Source organism: Acinetobacter sp. GG23 (genome assembly GCF_057766365.1).
On sequence record NZ_JBYMDJ010000003.1, the window covers coordinates 123,401 to 145,557 of the forward strand.

Genomic DNA, 22,157 nt, shown 5'->3' on the forward strand with positions numbered 1-22,157 from the left:
TGCCCAAGTGAATTGCATATTATTGGATCTGATAACTTGAATCGAGAACATCCTTTTTTTTAGGATTTAATTCAATTTTCAGTGAGTCCAGTTTACAGAGTCATAACAGGTAAAACCCTCAGCCTTGTGATACAAAGATAATGATTTTTCACTGGAGTTCGCCTGATGTCTCACAAAGTTCTAAGCTCTGCTCGTCAAAGCAGGTCACGTATAGGCTTCTCAGCTTTAATAGCGGTTGCATTGTTGGGTTCCGCGCAGTTGGCGACAGCAGGGCCAACAGTAGATCAATTAAGTAATTGTCTGGTGAAATCGACTACTGCAACGGATAAAAAGACAGTATTGCAATGGACCTTTGTGGCGTTGTCTACACATCCCGACTTGAAAGCTTATAGCAATGTGACTGATGTGCAGAAAGAGCAGTTAGATAAGAATTTGGCTACGGTTTTACAACGCATCTTGGTGGAGCAATGCTCGAGTCAGACCAAAGCTGTGATTGCTGCTGAAGGAGTGCAAGCTGTTGGAGATAGTTTTCAGGAGCTTGGAAAAATTACGGGTGAGGAAATTTTAGAAAACCCTGAAGTGAAAAGTCAGCTTAAAGGTGTGCTGCGTTATGTCGATTTGAATAAGTTGGTGATGACATTTTTGACGCCTGATGTATGGAATAAGTTGGGGCAGTTAAGAGGGAAATAACCGATTTAATTTATGCGTGCAATGGTTCAATTATGCTATTTATTTATCATGAATAAAATAAACGAAAAATAGGGGTTGTTATGCATAAATGCGCCGCTTTATTGGGTTTAAGTATATTTATATTTTCTCCATCGCTGTACGCAGGGGGAAGTGATTTGAGTCGGCAATACTCAAATTGTATGGATCGCTCAGGCGGCGTTACTGTAAATATGTTGGGTTGTATTGCGGCCGAAACAAGTCGCCAAGATACACGTTTAAATAATGCCTACAAGCGGACAATGGCATCGCTGAATGCAACTCGTAAAAAACAGCTTCAAGAGGTTCAGCGTCTTTGGATGCGATATCGTGATGCCAATTGCAAGTTTTATGCTGATCCTGATGGTGGTACCATTGCGGCTGTAAATAGCAACAGTTGCTATATGGAAGCGACTGCTGCGCGCGCGACTGAACTAGAAAATTTAAAAGAAGAGTATTAATTTTTTCTGATTCAATCTCCCTTTTTTAATGAGGGAGATTTATGATCATTACCTTATTCATATTAAATCAGGATAAAAATTCTTATATTCCTCATTTACCGCTTCACCACGTAACAAATAGCCTTTGGGTTGAATATAGCTATAAATTTCTCGTGCAGGTTTTTCATGCCAGCCAATATTAAATGCACAGAATTTTGGGAAAAATTGCAGATGGCTATAGTTCAGATTGTTATGAACCCAATAAGCAAGTTGTTGCCAATTGCTTGGGTTTTTTTCATAAAGTTCTAAGAAAGATGGAATGACGATACATGCTGTTGCGCCATAGCCTTTTTCATCGGGATAGTCCCAAATATGACTGGCAAAGTTTTTCTCATTGCTTGCGCAGTTATGTCCTTTTTCATTGCCGAGTTGGTTGACGCTAGGTGAGCGGTAAGCGGAACGAATTGCGATGCGACTAAACTTTTCTTGTAGCGGTTCAAGCAGTTCTTCGCAGAGCTTTTTGCCTGTTCGGATGGCAATGTCAGGATGGTCGGGGAAGTTGGGAACACCGTACCAATTGGCGATTTCGCTATAGAGGAAATCACGCATAAAGAATGACTTTGAAAGCAGAATGCGTCTAAGTCTTCGAGTTTGGAGATAGAGGATACTTTTTTGATAGTCATGTTTTTAGAGTTTGAAAATCTAAATAATTGTTTAGTCGAAAAATATTGTAGTTTAACCTTTTTGTAAATTATATGTTAAATGTACAATGAATGAACTATTAAAACAGAGTTATAAAATGCAACTGCTAACGGATCCTAAAAAACTATCAGAAACCTTCGAAAATTTAATACTTAATTGCGAAAAGATTATTTTTGCAACTGCATGGGCGACAGATAAGCATTCTGTTTTTAATACCTTAATAGAGCAAGCACACAAAATTGAGATGGCGATAGTAGGATTACATTTCTATCAAACAAGTCCAAAATTTATAGAAAGTTTTATGGATAATGAAAAAGTTTTTTTTAAAAAAACAGTTTCAGGAGTTTTTCATCCTAAGGTTTTTATTTTTAAGTTTAAAAATAGTTATAAAATTATTTTAGGCAGTGCGAATTTTACTTCAGGTGCTTTCCATAGTAACGATGAAATATCTATCTTATTAGAAATGGATGAGAATGAAGATACTTTTATTGAATTAATGCAGAAATTATTTGAATACAGTGAAAATAATGAAAAAATTACAAGTGAATACTTAGAATTATATAAGGAAAAATATAAAGTACAAAAAATGATGAACTCCTCATTACAAGATTCAAAGCATAAAAAGCAAGTTAAAGCTTTAAAATATTGTTTACCTCCTGAAAGCTCTTTAAATATGTCTTGGAAAGAGTTTAAGCAAGAGGTTGAAAATGATTTATATGATGGATTTAATCAACGTCTAGAGCTGTTAGATCAGGTTAAAGTTTTATTAAACATTGATAAATTTGAAAATTTGACAAAAGATGAGAGAAAGCTTATAGCAGGAATGAAGAATAATTTACCATACAATTCAGGCTGGTTTGGTTCATTAGAAGGTGCGGGCTTTATGAAGAATGTAATTAATGTGCATGCTAGCCAAATAACGAAAGCATTAGATGTAATTCCAAGTGATGGAAATATTTTAAAAAGACATTTTAATCAATACATTAAGTTATTTAATATCGCTTGCTCTGGGCAGGAGAAGAGTCCCCAAATAGCAACCTATACTAGATTTTTAGCTGTCATTCGTCCTGACTTCTTTGTACCTGTTAATAAGAAAAATGAGACTAGAATTAGAAAATCTTTGAGTTTAAAGTCAAAAATTAATATCGATAATTATTGGGATATTCTTCAAGAAATTCATAAAAAAGATTGGTATAAAATTGAAATATCAAAAGATTCAGCTGATCATGATTTATGGTCTAAGAGAGCAGCAATGATAGATGCAATATATTACAATCATGAAGATTAAAAAAAACCCGCTCTAAAGCGGGTTTTTTATTCCAAAATTAATCAATATTAACCAATCAATTTCTTCATTAATTCATTCACTTGAGCAGGGTTGGCTTTACCTTTTGCTGCTTTCATCACTTGACCGACAAGACCGTTAAAGGCTTTTTCTTTACCAGACTTATACTCTTCAACCATCTTCTCATTGGCAGCAAGTACTTCTTTAATAATTGCTTCAACTGCGCCTGTATCAGTTTCCTGTTTCAAGCCTTTCTCAGCAATAATCTCGTCCGCAGTTTTGCCTTCTTCCCACATAAAGCCAAACACTTGCTTCGCGATCTTACCGTTAATGGTGTTGTCGACAATACGTGCAATCATGCCACCAAGTTTCTCAGCCGTTACAGGAGAATCCGCCAGATCTAAACCTGCTTTGTTTAAGGCAGCCGAGAATTCACCCATCACCCAGTTTGCAGACACTTTACCTTGTGCAGCACCGCCCGCAGCTTTTACTACTGCCTCAAAAAATTCAGACATTTCACGAGTAAGCGTTAAAACGTGCGCATCGTACTCAGTTACACCAAAGTCAGCGACAAAACGCTCACGACGCGCTTTAGGTAATTCAGGCAACGCAGCACGCGCCGCTTCAATTTGCTCGTCTGCAATAATCACAGGCAATAAGTCTGGGTCTGGGAAGTAGCGGTAATCGTTCGCTTCTTCTTTAGAACGCATTGAACGCGTTTCCATTTTCACAGGATCGAACAAACGCGTTTCCTGGTCGATGGTGCCATCCCATTCCAAAATTTCCATTTGACGTTCAATTTCAACATTGATCGCTTGTTCAATAAAACGAAATGAGTTGAGGTTTTTCAATTCACAACGTGTACCGAACGGTTGACCCGGACGACGTAACGACACGTTACAATCACAACGGAACGAACCTTCTGCCATGTTACCGTCAGAAATACCCAACCAACGCACCAGCGTGTGAATTGATTTAATATAAGCAACCGCTTCTTCAACCGAACGCATATCCGGTTCAGATACGATTTCAAGAAGGGGAGTACCTGCACGGTTTAAGTCGATACCTGACATACCTTCAAACTGGTCATGGATCGATTTACCTGCATCTTCCTCAAGGTGCGCACGGGTTACGCCAATGCGTTTAACCGTACCATCTTCAAGTTGGATGTCGATATGCCCCAAGCCCACAATCGGGTTGTCCATTTGGCTGATTTGATAGCCTTTTGGAGAATCCGGGTAGAAATAGTTTTTACGTGCAAATACAGATGCTTTGTCAATATAAGCATCAATCCCCAAACCAAAGCGAATCGCAAGATCAACCACTTCTTTGTTGAGGACTGGCAATACGCCCGGCATAGCCAAATCAACCAGGCTGGCTTGTGTGTTGGGATCATTACCAAATACAGTCGAAGAGCCTGAGAAGATTTTTGAGTTGGTCGCAAGCTGAGTATGAATCTCGATACCAATCACGACTTCCCAGCCATCAATCAACAATGATTTTGGTTTAGTCGCTTTTGTAGAATTGTTTTGAGCTTGAGCCATTATGCGTTCTCCTCAGCAATTGCAGCGCGTTTGGTATGCCAATCGGTTGCTTGTTGATACTGGTGTACCACAGACAGCAATTGAGATTCTGACCAGTAGTTACCAATCAACTGCAAGCCAACCGGTAAGTTGTCTTTGTCAAAACCTACAGGTGCATTGATGGCTGGCAAACCTGCCAAGTTTACTGCGATGGTGTAGATGTCACCGAGGTACATTTCAACTGGTGTCAGATTCGCACCAATTTTATAGGCAGTCGTTGGTGCAGAAGGTGCAGCAATCACATCTACAGATTCAAAGGCTTTTAGGAAATCTTGCTGGATTAAACGACGTACTTTTTGAGCTTTGACATAATATGCATCGTAATAACCGGCAGATAGTGCATAAGTACCAATCAAGATACGACGTTGTACTTCAGGGCCAAAGCCTTCTGAACGTGAACGCTTGTACAAATCTGTTAAATCAACCGGATTTTCACAGCGATAACCATAACGCACACCATCAAAACGCTGTAAGTTGGACGATGCTTCAGCAGGGGCGATGAGGTAATAGGTCGGAACATAAGCATCAGTCATGTTGAGATCAATCTCAACCAAAGTCGCGCCCATGTCTTCCAGTTTTTTCAATGATTCTTCAACACGTGCTTTAACGTCAGCATCCAAACCAGCAACATTAAAGTACTGTTTTGGAATACCAATGCGTAAACCTTTTACTGAAGTGCCATTCAGGTTTGCAACGTAATCATCAACATCTTGATCCATCGAAGTTGAATCTTTAGCATCATGACCCGCCATCACGTTCATCAGGTAGGCACAATCTTCAGCCGAACGTGCCATCGGGCCGCCTTGGTCTAAAGATGATGCATAGGCAATCATACCGAAACGTGAGACACGGCCATAAGTCGGTTTAAGCCCGGTAAGCCCGCAGAATGACGCAGGTTGACGGATTGAACCACCGGTGTCAGTACCCGTTGCAAAGGGTGCTAAGTCCGCTGCCACAGCTGATGCAGAGCCGCCTGATGAACCCCCTGGCACATGGCCTAGGTTCCACGGGTTTTTAGTCGCGCCATAGTAAGAATTTTCAGAAGTCGAACCCATGGCGAATTCGTCCATGTTCACTTTACCTAAAGTGACCAGACCCGCAGCTTTACCTTTCGCTACAACGGTGGCGTCGTAAGGAGAGATAAAGTTATCTAGCATTTTAGAACCGGCAGTAGTTTTAATGCCTTGGGTACAGAAAATGTCTTTATGCGCAATTGGTACACCTGTAAGTACATTTGCGTTGCCTGCTTGACGCAGCGCATCGGCCGCATCTGCTTGTACCAATGCTTGCTCGGGCGTTACAGTGACATAAGATTTGACTTGTGCATCAATTTTTTCAATGCGTTTTAAATAATGTTCAGTGAGTTCGCGAGAAGAGAATTTGGCTTGAGCTAAACCCTCAGTGATTTCACGAATCGATAAGCGATGTAAATCTGTCATGAGAAATAATTCTTTACGTTTGATTTAATAAAATGATTTAACTGAATAAAGATTATTCAATCACGCGTGGAACAAGGTACAAGCCATCTTGCACGGCAGGTGCAACCGCTTGATATTCATCGCGATGATTCTGTTCAGAAACCACGTCTTCACGTAAGGGTTGGGGATGGTCAAATGGGCTTTTAAGTGGCTCAACACCATCGGTGTCAATGCCTTTTAAGGTTTCCATCATGCCTAAAATTTTATTTAGACTTTGAGCATATTCAGCAGATTGCGTATCATCTAGCGACAATCGTGCAAGATTGGCGATTGCTGAAACTGTTTGTGCATTTAAATCTGCAGAATGCTGTGCATCCGTTGTAGACATAACATCACCTGATCAGTATTAAAAAAATTCAAAATATCGTGCGTTATAATAAGCGATTGACTTGTTCAAATCATCACATTTAGTTAAAGTTGCCACCTTGCGTCCACATAAAGTTTAATCGAGAACGTCTCCGTGATTCTAAAAAGACTAATTGGCTTGTTTTCGCCCGATCTAGCCATTGATTTAGGTACAGCAAATACACTTATTTATGCACCAGGACGAGGCATTATATTAAATGAACCGACGGTTGTGGCAATTCGTCACAGTGGTTCACAGAAAATCGTTGCCGCGGTAGGTCTTGATGCAAAGCAAATGCTGGGTCGTACGCCTGCGAATATTACTGCAATCCGCCCAATGAAAGATGGTGTGATTGCCGATTTTGAAGTAACTGAAACCATGCTGAACCAGTTTATTGGTAAAGTGCATGAAAGACGTCTATTTCCACCTGCACCGCGTGTTGTGGTTTGTGTTCCTTGCAAATCGACACTGGTAGAACGTCGTGCCATCCGTGAAGCAGTATTCAATGCCGGCGCGCGCGATGTTCGCTTAATTGAAGAGCCAATGGCTGCTGCAATTGGTGCGGGTATGCCAGTTGAGCAGGCATGTGGTTCAATGGTGGTCGATGTTGGTGGCGGTACTACTGAAATTGCCATTATTTCACTGCAAGGCTGTGTCTATGCAGACTCGCTACGTATTGGCGGTGATGTATTTGATGAACAGATCATTAACTATGTACGCAAAGCGCATGGTTGTGTGATTGGTGAAACTACGGCTGAAGTCATTAAAAAAGAAGTGGGCATGGCATTACCGGATGAAGACGGTGCTAAACCTCTCGAAATTGAAGTTCGTGGTCGTAACCTGGCAGAAGGCGTGCCACGTGCAATTACTGTAACTTCTGATGAAATCATGCAAGCCATTTCTGACCCATTACAAAATATTGTGTCTGCGGTGAAATCTGCACTTGAACAAACCCCACCTGAATTGTCCTCTGACATTGCAGAACGTGGCATTGTTTTAACCGGTGGTGGTGCATTATTGCGTAACCTCGATAAACTGCTTGCACAAGAAACAGGTTTACCTGTAGTGGTCGCAGAAGATCCTTTAACTTGCGTGACGCGTGGTGGTGGTAAAGTCTTAGAATTCTTTGATAACCCGAATCATGACATGCTATTTGTAGGCTAAGTTAAGGACCAGGCGGGTGCAAACAAATCTGTTTTCTAGACAACCGCCATCTTTTCGCTCATTTATCATTGCGGTCATCACATGTTTGGTTGTGCTATTTTTTAACTGGCGCATACCGCATGTGATTCAACCCGCACGTGATGTCTTGTATGCGGCATATAATCCGATTTATGCCTTGGCAAGTTATCCAGTGTTATCGCGAGAATGGCTAAATCAACAAACCAAGTCTGAAGCCCAGTTACGTCGTGAAAATACCGCGATGCAAGCCGAGCTGCTACAGGCGCAAGTGCGTCTGCAAAAACTATCTGAACTTTCTGCTGAAAATACCCGTCTAAGAGGTTTACTCGATACGCCACTCATTATTGATGGACGGATGGAAATTGCAGAAGTGATTGGTACCGATGCAGATCCCCTCAGACATATTATTGTGATTAACCGTGGTGCAAGCAGTCAGCTCAAAGTCGGTCAGACGGTTTTGGATGACAAAGGCATTATGGGGCAAATTATCAATGTCTATCCGCATAGTAGCCGCATCATGCTGCTGTCGGATAAAGAACATTCTCTATCTGTCCGTTTAGAACATACCGGAATGCGTGCCATTGTGACAGGTACGGGTGATTTAGGTCATTTGAAAATGGAATATGTCCCAACCAGTGCCAATATTAAAGTCGGTGAGAAAGTGTATAGTTCAGGTTTAGGTGCACATTTCCCTGCGGGTTATTTAGTCGGAACAGTGTCTAAAGTGAATCGACATAATACGGGTGAATTTGCCAAAATTGAAGTCATTCCAGCCGCTCTATTGGCAGGTGGACATCATGTGGTGGTGCTTTTTTCTGATTCTTTAGCGATGGAGCAGCCTTATGCCAATCGCTAAATTACGCTCTGAAAACCATCGTGATCCGCTTATTGCCATTATTGTTTCAGTCATTATCTGTTCAGTCCTGATCGTTTATCCATTGTCCTATGCTATTTCAGGGGCACGTCCATTATTCATGCTATTGGTGGTGCTCTTTTGGACTATGTGTCAGCCCACCTGGTGTGGAATCTGGTTTGCCTTTGCGACAGGTATTTTTACCGATCTTCTGGTAGATGCACCCTTGGGAATGAACGCTTTAACATTTGTCATCATTACTTTTATCGCCAGATTTTTAACCCGGGAACGACGAATTTTGACTTTTGCCAATCTATGGGTCATTAGTTTCTTGGCTGTGTTGGCGCATTTGGTTATGATCTGGATGGTTCAAATTATGGGCGGTTTGCAATTTTCGATTGCAAGACATTGGCAGCCCCTAGTGAGCAGTGTTTTAGTTTTCCCTATTATTTATTTTGTCTTAAGAAAATGGCGCGTTTAATTCTCGCTTCAAGTTCTCCGCGCCGTCGTGAGTTGCTACAACAACTTGGACTCGAGTTTGAAGTTTTTAGTCCCGAGATTGATGAGTCGGTCTTAACAGGTGAGGGCATTGCAGCCTATGTGGAACGTCTGGCATGTGCGAAAGCTCAAGCAGTCTTGGAGCAATTCCCCGATGCTATTGTTATCGCAGCAGATACCAGTTTAGGTGTAGATCATCAGATTTTAGGTAAACCGCAATCTAAACACCATGCTTTTGAAATGTGGCAACGTATTTCAGGTCGTAAACATGATGTATTTTCAGGGGTTTGCGTACGCACAAGGACAGAAAAATCAAGTATAGTGGTACGAACGCAGGTTGAGTTTCAACAATTAAGTCTCGATGATATGGAAAGTTATTGGGCGACAGGCGAACCTGTAGGTAAAGCGGGTGCTTATGCTATTCAGGGGATTGCAGCACGTTATATTCCTCGTATAGAAGGAAGTTATAGCAACGTTGTAGGTTTACCTTTATATGAGACAGTACAGTTATTACAGTCAGTTAAGGCACTAAATTAACGGCTGAAAAAAAGAATTTTTATAATGTTTTGAGTCTTATTATGTCTGACGAGTTGTTGATTAACGTCACACCTATGGAATGTCGGGTGGCCTTAATCCAAAATGGTACGGTCAATGAACTATTTGTAGAGCGCACGGTTAAACGTGGTTTAGTTGGAAATATTTATAAAGGAAAAGTGGTTCGGGTTTTGCCGGGCATGCAAGCTGCATTTGTAGATATTGGGTTATCACGTACCGCATTTTTGCATATTAACGATATGGTCTGGCCGCGTAATCAACCCACGCCTAATGTTTTTGAACTGCTTCAACCGGGCCAAATCCTCACTGTTCAAGTGATGAAAGACATGCTCGGAACTAAAGGTGCGCGTCTATCGACAGACCTTTCTATTCCTTCGCGTTATCTGGTTCTTATGCCCTATGGTCATCATACGGGCGTTTCACAACGGATTGAATCCGAACAGGAGCGTGATCGCTTACGTTCGATGATTGAAGGTATTCAAACTGAACACAAGCTACCCGGCAGTGTGATTGTACGTACTGCTGCGGAAGGTATTCCTGAAGCAGAAATTGCCCAAGATATGGCTTATTTAGCCAAGCTCTGGGAGTTTATTCAGCGCAAACAAACTAGTATCGCTGCGCCGTCACTAATTTTTGAAGAACTGCCACTTCCGCAACGGGTGATTCGTGATTTAGCCAATGAAGATACTGCAAAGATTTCAGTAGATTCACGTGAAATTTATGCCAAGTTACAAGAGTTTGTCGAAGAATTTGTGCCGACTATGCGAGATAGACTGACTCACTATCCGGGTGAACGTCCTATTTTTGACTTGTACAATGTAGAAGAAGATATTCAAAAAGCCCTGCAAACACGTGTCGCACTCAAGTCTGGTGGCTATTTAATGATAGACCAAACAGAGGCGATGACTACGATTGATATCAATACCGGTTCCTATGTGGGCGGTCGAACTTTAGAAGACACCGTATTTAAAACCAATATGGAAGCAACGCAAGTCATTGCCCGTCAGCTGCGATTACGTAATTTGGGTGGCATTGTCATTATTGACTTCATCGATATGCAAGAAGCACAGCACCGTGAAGAAGTGATGAACCAGTTTGAACGAATGCTGCAACGCGATCATGCAAAAACCAAAATCACCCAGGTTTCAGAGTTGGGCCTGGTTGAAATGACACGTAAGCGTACCCGTGAATCTTTAGAACACTTGTTATGTGAATCATGTTCAACCTGTCAGGGACGTGGCTATGTGAAAACTGCAGAGACGGTGTGTTATGAAATTTTTCGCGAAATTTTAAGATATGCACGCGCTTTTGAATCAAAAAGTGAATTTACCGTGGTAGCACATCCTTTGGTGATTGACCGATTATTAACAGCCGAAGCACCCGCAGTGGCCGACTTAGAGCACTTTATCGGGCGTATGATCAAGTTCCAGGTGGAAAATTTATATACGCAAGAGCAATACGATATCATTCTGAGCTGAAATTGTAACAGAATGTCGTTAAATACTTGTTACATCTGAAATTTTACTTTCGAAGTAGAATTTCTAATACTAGTCATACACCAATAGCCAAAGCCAAACTCTCCCTTTTTGGCTTAGCAAAAAGAGGTAAGACATGAGTATGAGCCAAGTCGTTATTAAAAAAAGTCTGAAAGCGTTAGATAATAAAGCAATACAAAATGGTTATATTGTTGATGAGCAGGGTAAAGAGGTTCAAATTACTGCCGCCATGATTCGTTCGGTCTGTCATCAATTATTAAATCAATGCCGTAGTATTAAAAATTAAGGGGCTCATAAAAGCCCCTTAATTTATTCATATTTATTTTTTAGAAATTGCGGTTAACTTACCGCGCGTAACTTTGAGTTTTCTTGACCCACGATCTCTTCAAATCGCTGAATTTCATCTTCCAAGTGAGTCAGGAGATTTTGCATTTTAGGTAATGCATTTCGACAGCCTGTTAAGCCTACTTCCAATTTATCCAAATAACTGGTCATCGTAATATTGAGAGCTTGACCATCTAGAACAATCGAAGCGGGGTAGAGTGCATCTAATTTGGCGCCATTCCAATATAACGGTTCACGTGGTCCTGGAACATTGGAAATCACAATATTGAATGCTTGGCGTTTTGGCATCATGCCTGACACAATATTTAAGCCCGCTGCACCATAAACCAATGCGCTATAGTTTAAAATTTGGTTTGAATTCATTCGTTTGAAACGCTGTTTCGCATTTAAAACACTACGCCGAATAATTTGCAGACGTTCTAATGGCGTTTCTTTATTCGTGCCCAGATTGGCTAGAATCATGGTGATACGGTTAGATACATCAGAGTTATCATCACGAATTGAAGCAGGAACCATGGCAATTAGCGGTTTTTTCGGTAAAGCGTGTTGGCTGAGCAAATATTCACGTAATGCACCCGAACAAATAGCCAGTACCACATCATTAATGGTCACACCGAGTGCTTTGGCAATCTTGCTTAAGCGATCCAGTTCAAAAGATTGTGCTGCGAAACGGCGTGATGAACTCACACGCTGATTTAAAATACTGCTTGGAGCCTGGAAACTTGAAACGTAGTCAGGATTACGTCCCATATCTTTAAAGATGGTTTGAGATAATTCATACATGACTTTCGGGGTCGACTCTAATTGTTCTTTTAAAGCACCCATAATTTTTTTTATGCGACTCTTCTTCTGGGGTTCTTTAAAACGTTTAGCGCGAGGGGGTTCAACACACCACAGTGGCACAATACTTTTGGCCGCTGGATCTTGCGACAATGATTTTTCAACCAAGCGCATGCCTGCAATTCCATCTACCATCGCATGGTGAATTTTAAAATACATGGCAAAGCGGTTGCCTTCAATCCCTTCAATAATATTACAGGTCCAGAGCGGCTTAGCCCGATCAAGCAAAGCGCTATGTTCTTGTGAAATATAAGTTAGTAATTCACGGATTCGACCTGGGTGAGGAAGTGCAATGTGACGGAAATGGTGGTCTAAATCAAATTCTTGGTCTTCATCCCAAAATAGGCCATTCAGTTTATTATTAAAAGGTGCAACAGGAAGACACTTGGACTTACGGATATCGGCAACGAGGTCTTGAATAAATGTGTCAGGTGCATTATCAGGAATTTGAAATAAAAAGAGTCCACCGACATGCATCGGTTGCTGACGTTTTTCTAGTGACAAAAAAATAAAATCAATAGGGTGTAATGGACGCATAGCGTGGAATGCCTCACTGCAATTTCATTGGCTGTTCTTGTTTGAACAGGCTTGTTAGAATTATAAAAACCGTGTTTTCAGTATATCTTTTTTCAAAAATAAAAGAACCGCTTTCTATGTAAGGAAAAGTGAACAAAAAGCCACTAAAAACAGTGGCTTTTTTTGAAAAGATTATTTTTTTAAATTTCCGGCATGTAAGCCACATTCTTTATGAGTGGCTTCTTCCCACCACCAGCGACCCTCACGTTCATGTTGATTTGGGAGGACAGCGCGTGTACACGGTTCACAACCAATAGAAATGAAACCACGTTCATGTAAGGGATTATAAGGAATTTCCATCATGCGAATATAATTCCATACATCAGCGCTTGACCAGTTAGCCAGGGGATTATATTTGATCAGTTGCTTTCCGGGTCCAGAAAAACCTGCATCGGCCTGAACCACAGGAATTTCATTACGTGTACCTGGACTTTGGTCTTTACGCTGACCGGTAATCCAGCCATCTAAGGTTGCCAGTTTTTTACGTAACGGTTTAACTTTGCGAATACCGCAACATTCTTGGTGTCCATCACGATAGAAACTAAATAAACCTTTTTCAGTTGTAAATTGCTGAACAGTTTCCGTCTCTGGGAAACAAATTTCGATATCAATTTTATAGTGATTACGCACGGTTTCTATAAATTGATAGGTTTCTGCATGTAGACGACCCGTATCTAAACTAAAGACACGGAACGGTTTGCCCAGATGAGAAGCCATATCAATCAAAACCACATCTTCAGCACCTGAAAATGAAATGGCAATTTCACCTTCTTGACTTAAAGCAAGCTCCAGAATCTCGCTGGGAGATTTATCAGTATATTCAGATGCAAGTGCATCAACAAGGTCAATGGTGGGGATTGTAGTCATGACAGTTCCTGGCGTATAGGCTTGGACACTTAAACACCTATATTAATTTAATTCACAACAATTTTAATAGAATTGAAATAGCCTGCTTAGCACTAAAAAATAAATACTTATGAATAAAACAGATTTAAAAAACAGCATATGGAACGTCAATTTTTAAGCTATGATAACGCAAATTTTTTCACTGACATTGGGAGAACCCATGGAAATCGTATGTCTTGATCTTGAGGGTGTATTAGTTCCAGAAATTTGGATTAACTTCGCCAAAAAAACTGGAATTAAAGCATTGGAAGCCACTACACGTGATATCCCAGACTACGATGTGTTGATGACACAGCGCCTGAATATTTTAAAAGAGCACGGTTTAGGCTTAAATGATATTCAGGAAGTGATTGCAGATATGGGACCTTTCCCAGGTGCAAAAGAATTTGTGAAATGGGTCAGTACTCATTTCCAGCTCATTATTCTTTCAGATACTTTCTATGAATTTGCTCATCCACTTATGAAGCAACTCGACTGGCCAACAATTTTCTGTCATAAGCTAGAAACCGATGAAACGGGCATGATTTCTGCCTATAAACTTCGCCAGCCGGATCAAAAACGTCAGGCGGTCAAAGCACTGCATGGTTTGAACTTCCGTGTGATCGCAGCGGGGGATTCGTATAACGATACCACGATGCTGGGTGAAGCAGACCACGGTTTCCTATTTGATGCACCTGAAAATGTGATTGCTGAATTTCCGCAATTCCCGCCAATTCATGGTTATGAAGCATTAAAACAAGCGATTCGTAATGCTTCTGTCCGTGACATTCCAGCTTAATATTTAATAGAGATTGGAATAAAGAAAGGGCGCTATAAGCGCCCTTTGTTGTTTAATGCTAATTTTAACGTAATTAGAAACGGTAACCGATTTTCATACCATAGCCAATTGCATGGTTATCTTCAAAATCGCCTACTGGAGTACCACCAGTTTGTGCGGTTGCATCACCTAACCAGAAATACTTAACACCAGCTTGAATAAAGTAGTTTTCAGCAGGACTGTATTGACCACCCAGACCAACACTCCAGTAACCTTCAGTCGGTCCTAAAGTTGTTACAGGGTTACCAGCGCCAGAATCGTATCCAACTGCTGCTGTACCCGACCATTTGTTAGTAAATTTATGACCTAAGCCAACGGTTGCCGACCATTGATCATCGGAGTAGTCAATTAAATTTTGTGCTTTGCCTTTAGCTAAAGCTGAAGCTTGCGCTAATAATTCTGGTTTAACTGCAAATTGGTCCCAGTGTACCCAGCGTAAATTTGCAAATGCTAAAGTGTTTTGAGCAATACCTGTTTGTAAATCAATGTTTACAGATTGTGGGGTAGTCGCATCTACAGTGCTTTCTTTGTATGAAAGAAATGATAAAGCAGGATTAATTGATGCGAGAGTTGTAGATTCTACAGATTTTGCTTCATGTTTAATCTCAGAACGATAGGTTACTGATGCTTTAAGAGCGATTTCAGGAATTTGATAAGCAAAACCAGCGAGCCAACCATAGGCTTCTTCTTGATCAACTTTAATATTGTAGCCACTTAATAAGGAGTAAGCTGCACCACGTAATTTAATGTCGGCTTCCACAGTTTGGTAAACAGGGCCGGCATAGAGGTTCCAGTTTTCAGTCGGTTGGTAACCGATCAGTGCAGTAATGTTATGTGTTTTAACTTCTACACCAGTACCCTCTATCCCATTACCAAATGCACCTAATTTACTTTCATATTGTGCATCAGCACCAAAGGGTTGGTCATATAAAAGACCTACAGAAATTTTATCAGTTGCTTGAACCTTTACTGCGGCAGAAGGGAAGTAATAATCTTCTGCCATATCACCAACATTAAGTTGGTTTGATTTTACTTTAGGATCAAGAACAGAAATTCCAGCTTCCGCATAATTACCAGGTTGTAAAAAAGCTGAAATGGATTGACCTGAGCGGTCTAGGCCAGCAGCAAAAACTGAGGTTGATGGGATTAAGCTAAGTAAAATAGCTGAACTTAGAGCTGTAAACTTCATGGAACATTTCCTTGTTGTAGCTTTATGTAAATAAATTTGAAGGAAAAGTAACATAAATAAAAAAAGAGTAAATGCTCAGCTATGATTAGATAATGAACTGACTAATTCAAAAAATGAACTTGAATAGAGTAAAAGTACTAACAATACTTTTGTATATTAATGATTTATAAGTAAAAAAATAGAGTAATAAACTTAAAAAATTAGGATAATACCAGTAATTCCTTTTGATCAAATTTGAAACATATAGATTGGAGTATTAAAAAAACAAGAGATGTAATGTAAAAAAGACCATTGTGAACAATGGTCTTTTATTGATTTATCAAATAATTTTAGAAGCGGTAGCCAATTTTTAAGCCATATGCAAGCGCATCATTGTCTTCGAAATTCGCAACTGTTCCATCAGTACCAAATTGAGCGCCTGATTGAGCTTTTGCATCACCTAACCAGAAGTATTTAACACCACCAGCGATAAAATAATTTGGTGCTGGGCTGAACTGTAGTCCTAAACCAACATTCCAGTAACCTTCAGTAGGACCAAGGGTTGAAACTGGGTTACCTGCGCCAGAATCCCAACCTACAGAAACATTACCAGCCCATTTTTCATCGAACTTACGCCCAACACCTACAGTTGCTGAAATTTGATCGTCACTATATGCCACTAAATCAAAACCATTAGTTTGACCCGGAACCAAACCTGCTGTAGTTAAAGCATTTGCTAATTGACCAAATTTATTTGGGCGAATAGAGAAATCTTTCCAATTAACCCAACGAATATTGGCGAAAGCAACAGTGTTTTCCATAATACCGCTTTGAAGATCTAGGTTCACTGATTGAGGGGTAGTGATATCAGTAGATCCTTCAACGTAACCACCAGGCAATAATGCTGTAACTGGTACGAGTCCAAGTACTGGGTGAGCAAGCGTATTGGTAATAGTTTCATTCACATCTATTTTATGTTTGATTTCAGAACGATATGTTAATGATGCCTTAAGTGCAATTTCTGGAATTTGATATGCCAAACCTGCTAACCAACCTGCAGCTGAATCTTCACTAATATTTGCATCATATCCTGATATTACTGTAGCTGGCACAGGAGTAGCCCCTGCATATCCACCATATACGCTATAAGCAGCACCACGTAATGCAACATTACCTTTTACAGTTTGATAAACACCACCACCATAGATATTCCAGTTTTCAGTCGGTTGAAAACCTAAAATTAAAGACAAATTTTGTGTGTCAACTTCAACTGAAGTATTGCCTTGTAATGGATGTGTGAAAGCCGCTGAAGATGTATATTCAGCATCTGCACCGAAAGGTTGGTCATAAAGTAAACCAAAAGAGAAATGATCGGTAAGTTGTAATTTTAAAGCTGCGCTTGGAAAGTGATAATCGCCCGCCATGTCACCAGTTGATTGACTACCTAAGTTGGCATTAGTGGTTCCAGATACACTTGGATCAAGCACTGAGATGCCTGCTTCGAAATAATTGCCTGGTTGTAAGAATGCTGCAATAGACTGACCTGAGCGGTCTAAAGCTGCTGCGAATGCACCTGTCATTGGTACTGTTGCAAGAATAATTGCTGTACTAAGTGTTTTTAATTTCATTTTATGTCTTTCCTTGAGGTACAAATTTTTTACTGCAGATTAGTGTTATTTATGCTCAGTATTAATTTTTGGTAACATCGGTCTTTCAACCAGATATCATTTGTTACTCCATGTGACAAAAATAACACAATAAAAAAAAGAGTAAATGCTCTAGAAAAACTAATTGGAATAAAAATACTATTTATTGGAGTTTTTAATTTAAATCTCATTATTTTTTAATTTTAAATTATTGATAAATATTGATATATTTAATTTAGATGTAAATTTTTATTTGATTAAAAAATAACCATTTATCGTGAAAAGTGTAGTAATTATTTGTTATGTAGATCACATTATTTTTTTACACAAAATTTACGACAGAAATGTAAGATCCGGAAGGACTAAATCGTAATAGAGTAAATTCTTATTTTTAGCTTAAATTCTTTAATATGTATTCTTAATTATTAATAAAATCATGCTCTTATTTATTAAAATAATAAATTTCAAAGGCTTAATGACAAGGTCATGAAAAATAAATTGATTTAATATTTATTTAGGGAGGCGGCATCTTAGAGATTTTTTTATACGAAAATTTTATTCCTTATTTATAAGTTTGTGCGCCCTGCGGGAGTCGAACCCGCGTCGGTCACTTAGGAGGCAACTGCTCTATCCAGTTAAGCTAAGGGCACAATGCGAAGCTAATTTAGCGCAAATAAGGATAAAAAAAAAGTTATTGTCGAAACAATAACTTTTTAAAAGACAGATCTTTAAGGTTTATGCTTAAGTTTTATTCATCTTGAGTACTTTAAATAGACCAAACATGATCACAATCCAGATCGGAATCATCAGTACAGATTCTTTAAAACCTTGCATCCACATAATATAAAGTACGGTCGCAATGAAGAGGAGTACTAAATAATTACTGATTGGAGACCAAAGTGCAGGAAACTTGGTTTGGATGGAAGCTTGTTTGATCGCCTGTCTAAATTTCAAGTGCGTCAATGTAATCATGGCCCAGTTGAGTACTAATGCACCCACCACCACATATATTAGATGGCTTAAGGCATTTTCTGGCACAAAGTAGTTTAAAAGTACACAACCAAAAATTAACAGTGCGGAAAATAAAACAGCAGGGATAGGCACCCCCTGTTTATTTACTTTATTAAATACTTTAGGTGCATTGCCTTGTTGTGCCAAGCCAAACAGCATACGGCTATTGGCATACATGCCGCTGTTATAAACAGACAGCGCCGCAGTCAAGATAATGAAATTCAGTAAGTGAGCTGCCCAGCCAATACCGAGTTGACTGAAAATCATTACAAATGGACTTTTATCCAGACCACCTAACTCAAGCTGATTCCATGGCACCAACGATAAAAGAATCGTCAATGAACCGATATAGAACAGTAAAATTCGGAACACCACCTGATTAATGGCTTTAGGAATAGTTTTTTCAGGATCTTTAGCTTCTGCCGCAGCCATCCCGATCAGCTCAATCCCACCAAAGGCGAACATGAGGAAGGCAAGCATATAAAACAGGCCTTCAAAACCATTCGGGAAGAAACCACCATGTGTCCAAAGATTGCTAAATGAAGAGTTTGAGCCTGCATCTGCGGTGAGCAGTAGATACACACCAAAGACAATCATGGAAATAACAGCGGTTACTTTGATGATAGAAAGCCAGAATTCCGATTCACCATAAAATTTCACATTGCCGAGATTGACCAAGGTGATAACAACGAAAAAGAACAGTACCGATGCCCATGCAGGAATAAAAGGCCACCAGTAATTAATATATTTAGCGACAGCAGTCAGCTCTGTCATTGCTACTAAAATATATAAAATCCAGTAATTCCAACCCGCTAAAAAGCCGGGAAATTTCCCCCAATATTTAAAGGCAAAATGGCTGAATGATCCTGCTACAGGCTCATGTACAATCATTTCACCCAGTTGACGCATGATTAAAAATGCAATCAAACCACCAATGGCATAACCCAAAATGATGGAAGGACCTGCAGATTGAATCACCTGTGCGGAACCTAAGAATAAGCCTGTACCAATTGCTCCGCCCATGGCGATGAGTTGGATATGACGGTTCTTTAAGCCACGCTGAAGTGTAGAAGACTCGTTGTTCAAAGTACTCAGCCCGACAATGGATAAGTTTGTGATTGTAATGGATTGATTTGTATTAGCCTAGTACAACACTAGCCTGGTCACTGTTATGTGAATAAGTTAAGAATAGAATTTTTATATAATTAACAAACGAATCAATAGATTAATTTTATTAATACAATGACTTGTAAGTTATAAAGGGTTTTTATCAATAAGATTAAGCGGTTCTTTTTTATACTTAAGTCCTGTAACAAAGGTTTTTGCTGAAAAAAGCATTATGATAAAAGTGATCAACATTGCCCAGATGTTGTTTAAAACAATGATAAATATCAAGGATCAATAAAATGAGTTTTGCTCCACAAATCAAAATTCCAGCAACCTATATGCGTGGTGGTACCAGTAAAGGGGTTTTCTTTAAACTGGATGACTTACCGGAAGCAGCACAGCAGCCTGGAAAAGTGCGTGATCAATTGTTATTGCGTGTGATTGGCAGTCCAGATCCATACGGCAAGCAAATTGATGGCATGGGTGGAGCAAGTTCAAGTACTAGTAAAACCGTGATCTTGGCCAAAAGTTCACAGCCTGAGCATGATGTGGATTATTTATTTGGGCAGGTGGCGATTGATCAACCTTTTGTCGACTGGAGTGGCAACTGTGGCAACTTGACTGCTGCCGTCGGTTCATTTGCGATTTCAAACGGCTTGGTCAGTGCAGAGCGTATTCCTGAAAATGGCCTGTGCACGGTACGAATCTGGCAAGTGAATATTGAAAAAACCATTATTGCGCATGTGCCCATCACCAATGGACAAGTGCAGGAAACTGGGGACTTTGAACTCGATGGCGTGACTTTCCCTGCAGCAGAAGTTCAGATTGAATTTCTAGACCCTGCCGATGATGGCGAAGAGGGTGGTGCCATGTTCCCGACCGGAAATGTAGTCGATACTTTGGACGTTCCAAATATCGGCACTTTCCAAGCGACATTCATTAATGCAGGTATTCCGACCATCTTCTTAAATGCTGAAGATATTGGCTATGCAGGCACTGAATTGCAAGAAGCCATTAATGGTGATGCTCAGGCACTGGCACGTTTTGAAACCATCCGTGCCTATGGTGCAAAACAGATGGGCTTAATCCAAGACATTTCCGAAGCTGAAAAACGTCAACACACGCCTAAAATTGCCTTTGTCTCTAAACCTAAAGCCTATACATCTTCAAGTGGTAAAGCCCTTCAAACCGGTGATGTCGATTTACTGGTTCGTGCCTTGTCGATGGGTAAATTGCATCATGCCATGATGGGAACAGCTGCTGTCGCCATTGGAACAGCCGCTGCGATTCCGGGAACACTGGTGAATTTGGCTGCAGGCGGTGGGGCGCGTGAAGCGGTACGTTTTGGTCATCCCTCAGGGACTTTACGCGTCGGTGCGCAAGCAGTGCAGGAAAATGGACAATGGCAGGTGAAAAAGGCGGTAATGAGCCGTAGTGCACGCGTGTTGATGGAGGGCTGGGTGCGAATTCCTGAAGATAGCTTGAAATAACAAACCAGATAGAGAATCTTGCGAGAAAGCAGTATGATGAGTCGCAAGTTCTCTGTCGATGATGACAAGAGCGTTGTAGATTAGATTAAGCTAGATCTGGCAGTATTTCTGTGGATTTAGATTTACTCACCAAAGCAAAGTATTCGAGGCGAATGTGTCATCTTTAACTGACGTACATGCAAATGTATTAACCCAAGCACAGCAACGTATCCAACACGATTTATTGACGGCATTAGACGCATTTTCCATTCCGGAACCGCTGAAAGGCGCTGTGCATCATGCGGTGATGCTCGGTGGGAAACGTGTACGTCCGGCGCTTTGTTATGCAACGGCAGCCATAAAGCCCAATGCAAATTTTGCTGCGGTACGTCGTGCGGCAGTAGCCATTGAAATGATCCATTGCTATTCACTGGCGCATGATGACTTGCCCTGTATGGATAATGATTTATTGCGTCGTGGCCAGCCGACTTGTCATGTGGCTTTTGGTGAAGACACAGCCTTACTTGCCGGTGATATTTTACAGTCGATGGCATTTGAAATATTAGGCAGCCGTCTGTTTGATCAAGGCCCTACGGTTGATCCGTCTATTGTTTTAAAGCAGATGCAGATTTTGGCGACTGCCAGTTCAAAAATGGTCTGTGGTCAGGTACTGGATTTACAGGCAGAAGGCAAGCGTGTTGATCAGGAAGCTTTGGAAAATATTCATCGCAATAAAACGGGTGCTCTGATTTCTGCCGCGGTGATGTTGGCCGCAGTATGCGTATTTGAAGGCACCGATCAAGCCATTCCTAAACTACGTGAATATGCCCAAGCGATTGGACTGGCATTTCAGGTGCAAGATGACATTCTGGATATTATTTCCGATACCGAAGTTCTAGGAAAAACCGCCGGCAAAGACCAGCAAGTGGATAAATCGACTTATCCTGCATTGATGGGTTTGGAAAATGCCCAAATCTATGCCAAAGAGTTGCATGATCAGGCCTTTCGCGCTTTAGAGATTTTTGGTGACAGTGCAGCTGAACTGAATCAGATCTCACAGTTTTTGTTGTCGCGTAAAAGTTAAATATTGAGTTTGAAAGGGCATCTGGAAAAAATTGAATTAAAAAAGAGGACTTATAAGTCCTCTTT

At 40.5% G+C, this 22,157-nt stretch carries 21 protein-coding genes and 1 tRNA gene; 12 read left to right on the forward strand and 10 right to left on the reverse strand.

Translation table 11 applies throughout. The features are described 5' to 3' along the window. The first annotated feature begins 165 nt into the window (after window positions 1–165). On the forward strand, window positions 166–690 hold the full coding sequence (locus AC3CAU_RS06690; protein ID WP_131215083.1) for a hypothetical protein: 525 nt from the start codon (window positions 166–168) through the stop codon (window positions 688–690). Window positions 691–770: 80 nt separating this feature from the next. Beyond that, window positions 771–1,166 carry a lysozyme inhibitor LprI family protein gene (locus tag AC3CAU_RS06695; protein ID WP_424622209.1) on the forward strand — a complete coding sequence of 132 codons (396 nt, stop codon included), beginning with the start codon at window positions 771–773 and terminating at the stop codon, window positions 1,164–1,166. Between the two features lie 57 nt (window positions 1,167–1,223). On the opposite strand, the gene AC3CAU_RS06700 is transcribed toward AC3CAU_RS06695, so the two are convergent. After that, window positions 1,224–1,754: a hypothetical protein gene (locus AC3CAU_RS06700; RefSeq protein ID WP_424622207.1), complete on the reverse strand. Its 531-nt coding sequence runs from the start codon at window positions 1,752–1,754 to the stop codon at window positions 1,224–1,226. Window positions 1,755–1,944: 190 nt separating this feature from the next. On the opposite strand from AC3CAU_RS06700, the gene AC3CAU_RS06705 reads away from it, so the two are divergent. Beyond that, window positions 1,945–3,135 carry a phospholipase D family protein gene (locus tag AC3CAU_RS06705; RefSeq protein ID WP_165494025.1) on the forward strand — a complete coding sequence of 397 codons (1,191 nt, stop codon included), beginning with the start codon at window positions 1,945–1,947 and terminating at the stop codon, window positions 3,133–3,135. Window positions 3,136–3,182: 47 nt separating this feature from the next. On the opposite strand, the gene gatB is transcribed toward AC3CAU_RS06705, so the two are convergent. The 3 genes from gatB to gatC are packed head-to-tail and all read right to left on the reverse strand — an operon-like array spanning window position 3,183 to window position 6,521. After that, entirely contained in the window at window positions 3,183–4,676 is a 1,494-nt protein-coding gene (gatB, locus tag AC3CAU_RS06710) for an Asp-tRNA(Asn)/Glu-tRNA(Gln) amidotransferase subunit GatB (RefSeq protein ID WP_131215078.1), read from the reverse strand. After that, entirely contained in the window at window positions 4,676–6,154 is a 1,479-nt protein-coding gene (gatA, locus tag AC3CAU_RS06715) for an Asp-tRNA(Asn)/Glu-tRNA(Gln) amidotransferase subunit GatA (protein ID WP_447054111.1), read from the reverse strand. The genes gatB and gatA overlap by 1 nt, the downstream gene beginning before the upstream one ends. Before the next feature lie 52 nt (window positions 6,155–6,206). Then, complete coding sequence (gene gatC / locus AC3CAU_RS06720; protein ID WP_131215074.1) at window positions 6,207–6,521, reverse strand: Asp-tRNA(Asn)/Glu-tRNA(Gln) amidotransferase subunit GatC; 315 nt, start codon at window positions 6,519–6,521, stop codon at window positions 6,207–6,209. A gap of 132 nt (window positions 6,522–6,653) precedes the next feature. Between gatC and AC3CAU_RS06725 the strand changes: the two genes are divergently transcribed. The 6 genes from AC3CAU_RS06725 (at window position 6,654) to AC3CAU_RS06750 (ending at window position 11,409) form a co-directional block, all read left to right on the forward strand. Continuing rightward, on the forward strand, window positions 6,654–7,703 hold the full coding sequence (locus AC3CAU_RS06725; RefSeq protein WP_131215072.1) for a rod shape-determining protein: 1,050 nt from the start codon (window positions 6,654–6,656) through the stop codon (window positions 7,701–7,703). A gap of 16 nt (window positions 7,704–7,719) precedes the next feature. Then, window positions 7,720–8,577, forward strand: coding sequence for a rod shape-determining protein MreC (gene mreC / locus AC3CAU_RS06730; protein WP_131215070.1), 858 nt, complete (start codon window positions 7,720–7,722; stop codon window positions 8,575–8,577). Then, the gene (gene mreD, locus AC3CAU_RS06735) at window positions 8,564–9,055 is read left to right on the forward strand and encodes a rod shape-determining protein MreD (protein WP_131215068.1); all 492 of its coding nucleotides are present in this window, start codon (window positions 8,564–8,566) and stop codon (window positions 9,053–9,055) included. Before mreC ends, mreD begins: the two co-directional genes overlap by 14 nt. Continuing rightward, on the forward strand, window positions 9,043–9,609 hold the full coding sequence (locus AC3CAU_RS06740; protein ID WP_447054112.1) for a Maf-like protein: 567 nt from the start codon (window positions 9,043–9,045) through the stop codon (window positions 9,607–9,609). Before mreD ends, AC3CAU_RS06740 begins: the two co-directional genes overlap by 13 nt. A 41-nt stretch (window positions 9,610–9,650) precedes the next feature. Next, window positions 9,651–11,105 (forward strand): ribonuclease G, encoded by a 1,455-nt coding sequence (gene rng, locus AC3CAU_RS06745; RefSeq protein WP_447054113.1) that lies wholly within the window; start codon window positions 9,651–9,653, stop codon window positions 11,103–11,105. Between the two features lie 133 nt (window positions 11,106–11,238). Next, window positions 11,239–11,409, forward strand: coding sequence for a PA1571 family protein (locus tag AC3CAU_RS06750; protein ID WP_350416978.1), 171 nt, complete (start codon window positions 11,239–11,241; stop codon window positions 11,407–11,409). Between the two features lie 53 nt (window positions 11,410–11,462). Here AC3CAU_RS06750 and AC3CAU_RS06755 read toward each other — a convergent pair whose 3' ends face one another. Both AC3CAU_RS06755 and AC3CAU_RS06760 read right to left on the reverse strand, forming a co-directional pair. After that, a complete protein-coding gene (locus AC3CAU_RS06755; RefSeq protein WP_131215062.1) occupies window positions 11,463–12,845 on the reverse strand; it encodes a WS/DGAT/MGAT family O-acyltransferase in 1,383 nt (460 codons plus the stop codon). Between the two features lie 171 nt (window positions 12,846–13,016). After that, a complete protein-coding gene (locus AC3CAU_RS06760; RefSeq protein WP_131215060.1) occupies window positions 13,017–13,751 on the reverse strand; it encodes a phosphoadenylyl-sulfate reductase in 735 nt (244 codons plus the stop codon). Window positions 13,752–13,950: 199 nt separating this feature from the next. Here AC3CAU_RS06760 and thrH point away from each other — a divergent pair, with 199 nt between their 5' ends. Further along, entirely contained in the window at window positions 13,951–14,568 is a 618-nt protein-coding gene (gene thrH / locus AC3CAU_RS06765) for a bifunctional phosphoserine phosphatase/homoserine phosphotransferase ThrH (protein WP_131215058.1), read from the forward strand. A 73-nt stretch (window positions 14,569–14,641) separates the two neighbouring features. On the opposite strand, the gene AC3CAU_RS06770 is transcribed toward thrH, so the two are convergent. From AC3CAU_RS06770 to AC3CAU_RS06785, 4 genes are all read right to left on the reverse strand, one after another. Beyond that, entirely contained in the window at window positions 14,642–15,796 is a 1,155-nt protein-coding gene (locus AC3CAU_RS06770; protein WP_447054114.1) for an OmpP1/FadL family transporter, read from the reverse strand. A 329-nt stretch (window positions 15,797–16,125) separates the two neighbouring features. Further along, a complete protein-coding gene (locus AC3CAU_RS06775; protein WP_131215054.1) occupies window positions 16,126–17,403 on the reverse strand; it encodes an OmpP1/FadL family transporter in 1,278 nt (425 codons plus the stop codon). A gap of 595 nt (window positions 17,404–17,998) precedes the next feature. Further along, a tRNA-Arg gene (locus AC3CAU_RS06780) sits at window positions 17,999–18,071 on the reverse strand. Window positions 18,072–18,162: 91 nt separating this feature from the next. After that, window positions 18,163–19,518: an amino acid permease gene (locus AC3CAU_RS06785; RefSeq protein ID WP_131215052.1), complete on the reverse strand. Its 1,356-nt coding sequence runs from the start codon at window positions 19,516–19,518 to the stop codon at window positions 18,163–18,165. 320 nt (window positions 19,519–19,838) lie between these two features. On the opposite strand from AC3CAU_RS06785, the gene prpF reads away from it, so the two are divergent. Beyond that, window positions 19,839–21,029, forward strand: coding sequence for a 2-methylaconitate cis-trans isomerase PrpF (gene prpF / locus AC3CAU_RS06790; protein WP_447054115.1), 1,191 nt, complete (start codon window positions 19,839–19,841; stop codon window positions 21,027–21,029). A gap of 154 nt (window positions 21,030–21,183) precedes the next feature. Beyond that, entirely contained in the window at window positions 21,184–22,092 is a 909-nt protein-coding gene (locus tag AC3CAU_RS06795; RefSeq protein ID WP_447054116.1) for a polyprenyl synthetase family protein, read from the forward strand. The last annotated feature ends 65 nt before the right edge of the window (window positions 22,093–22,157 follow it).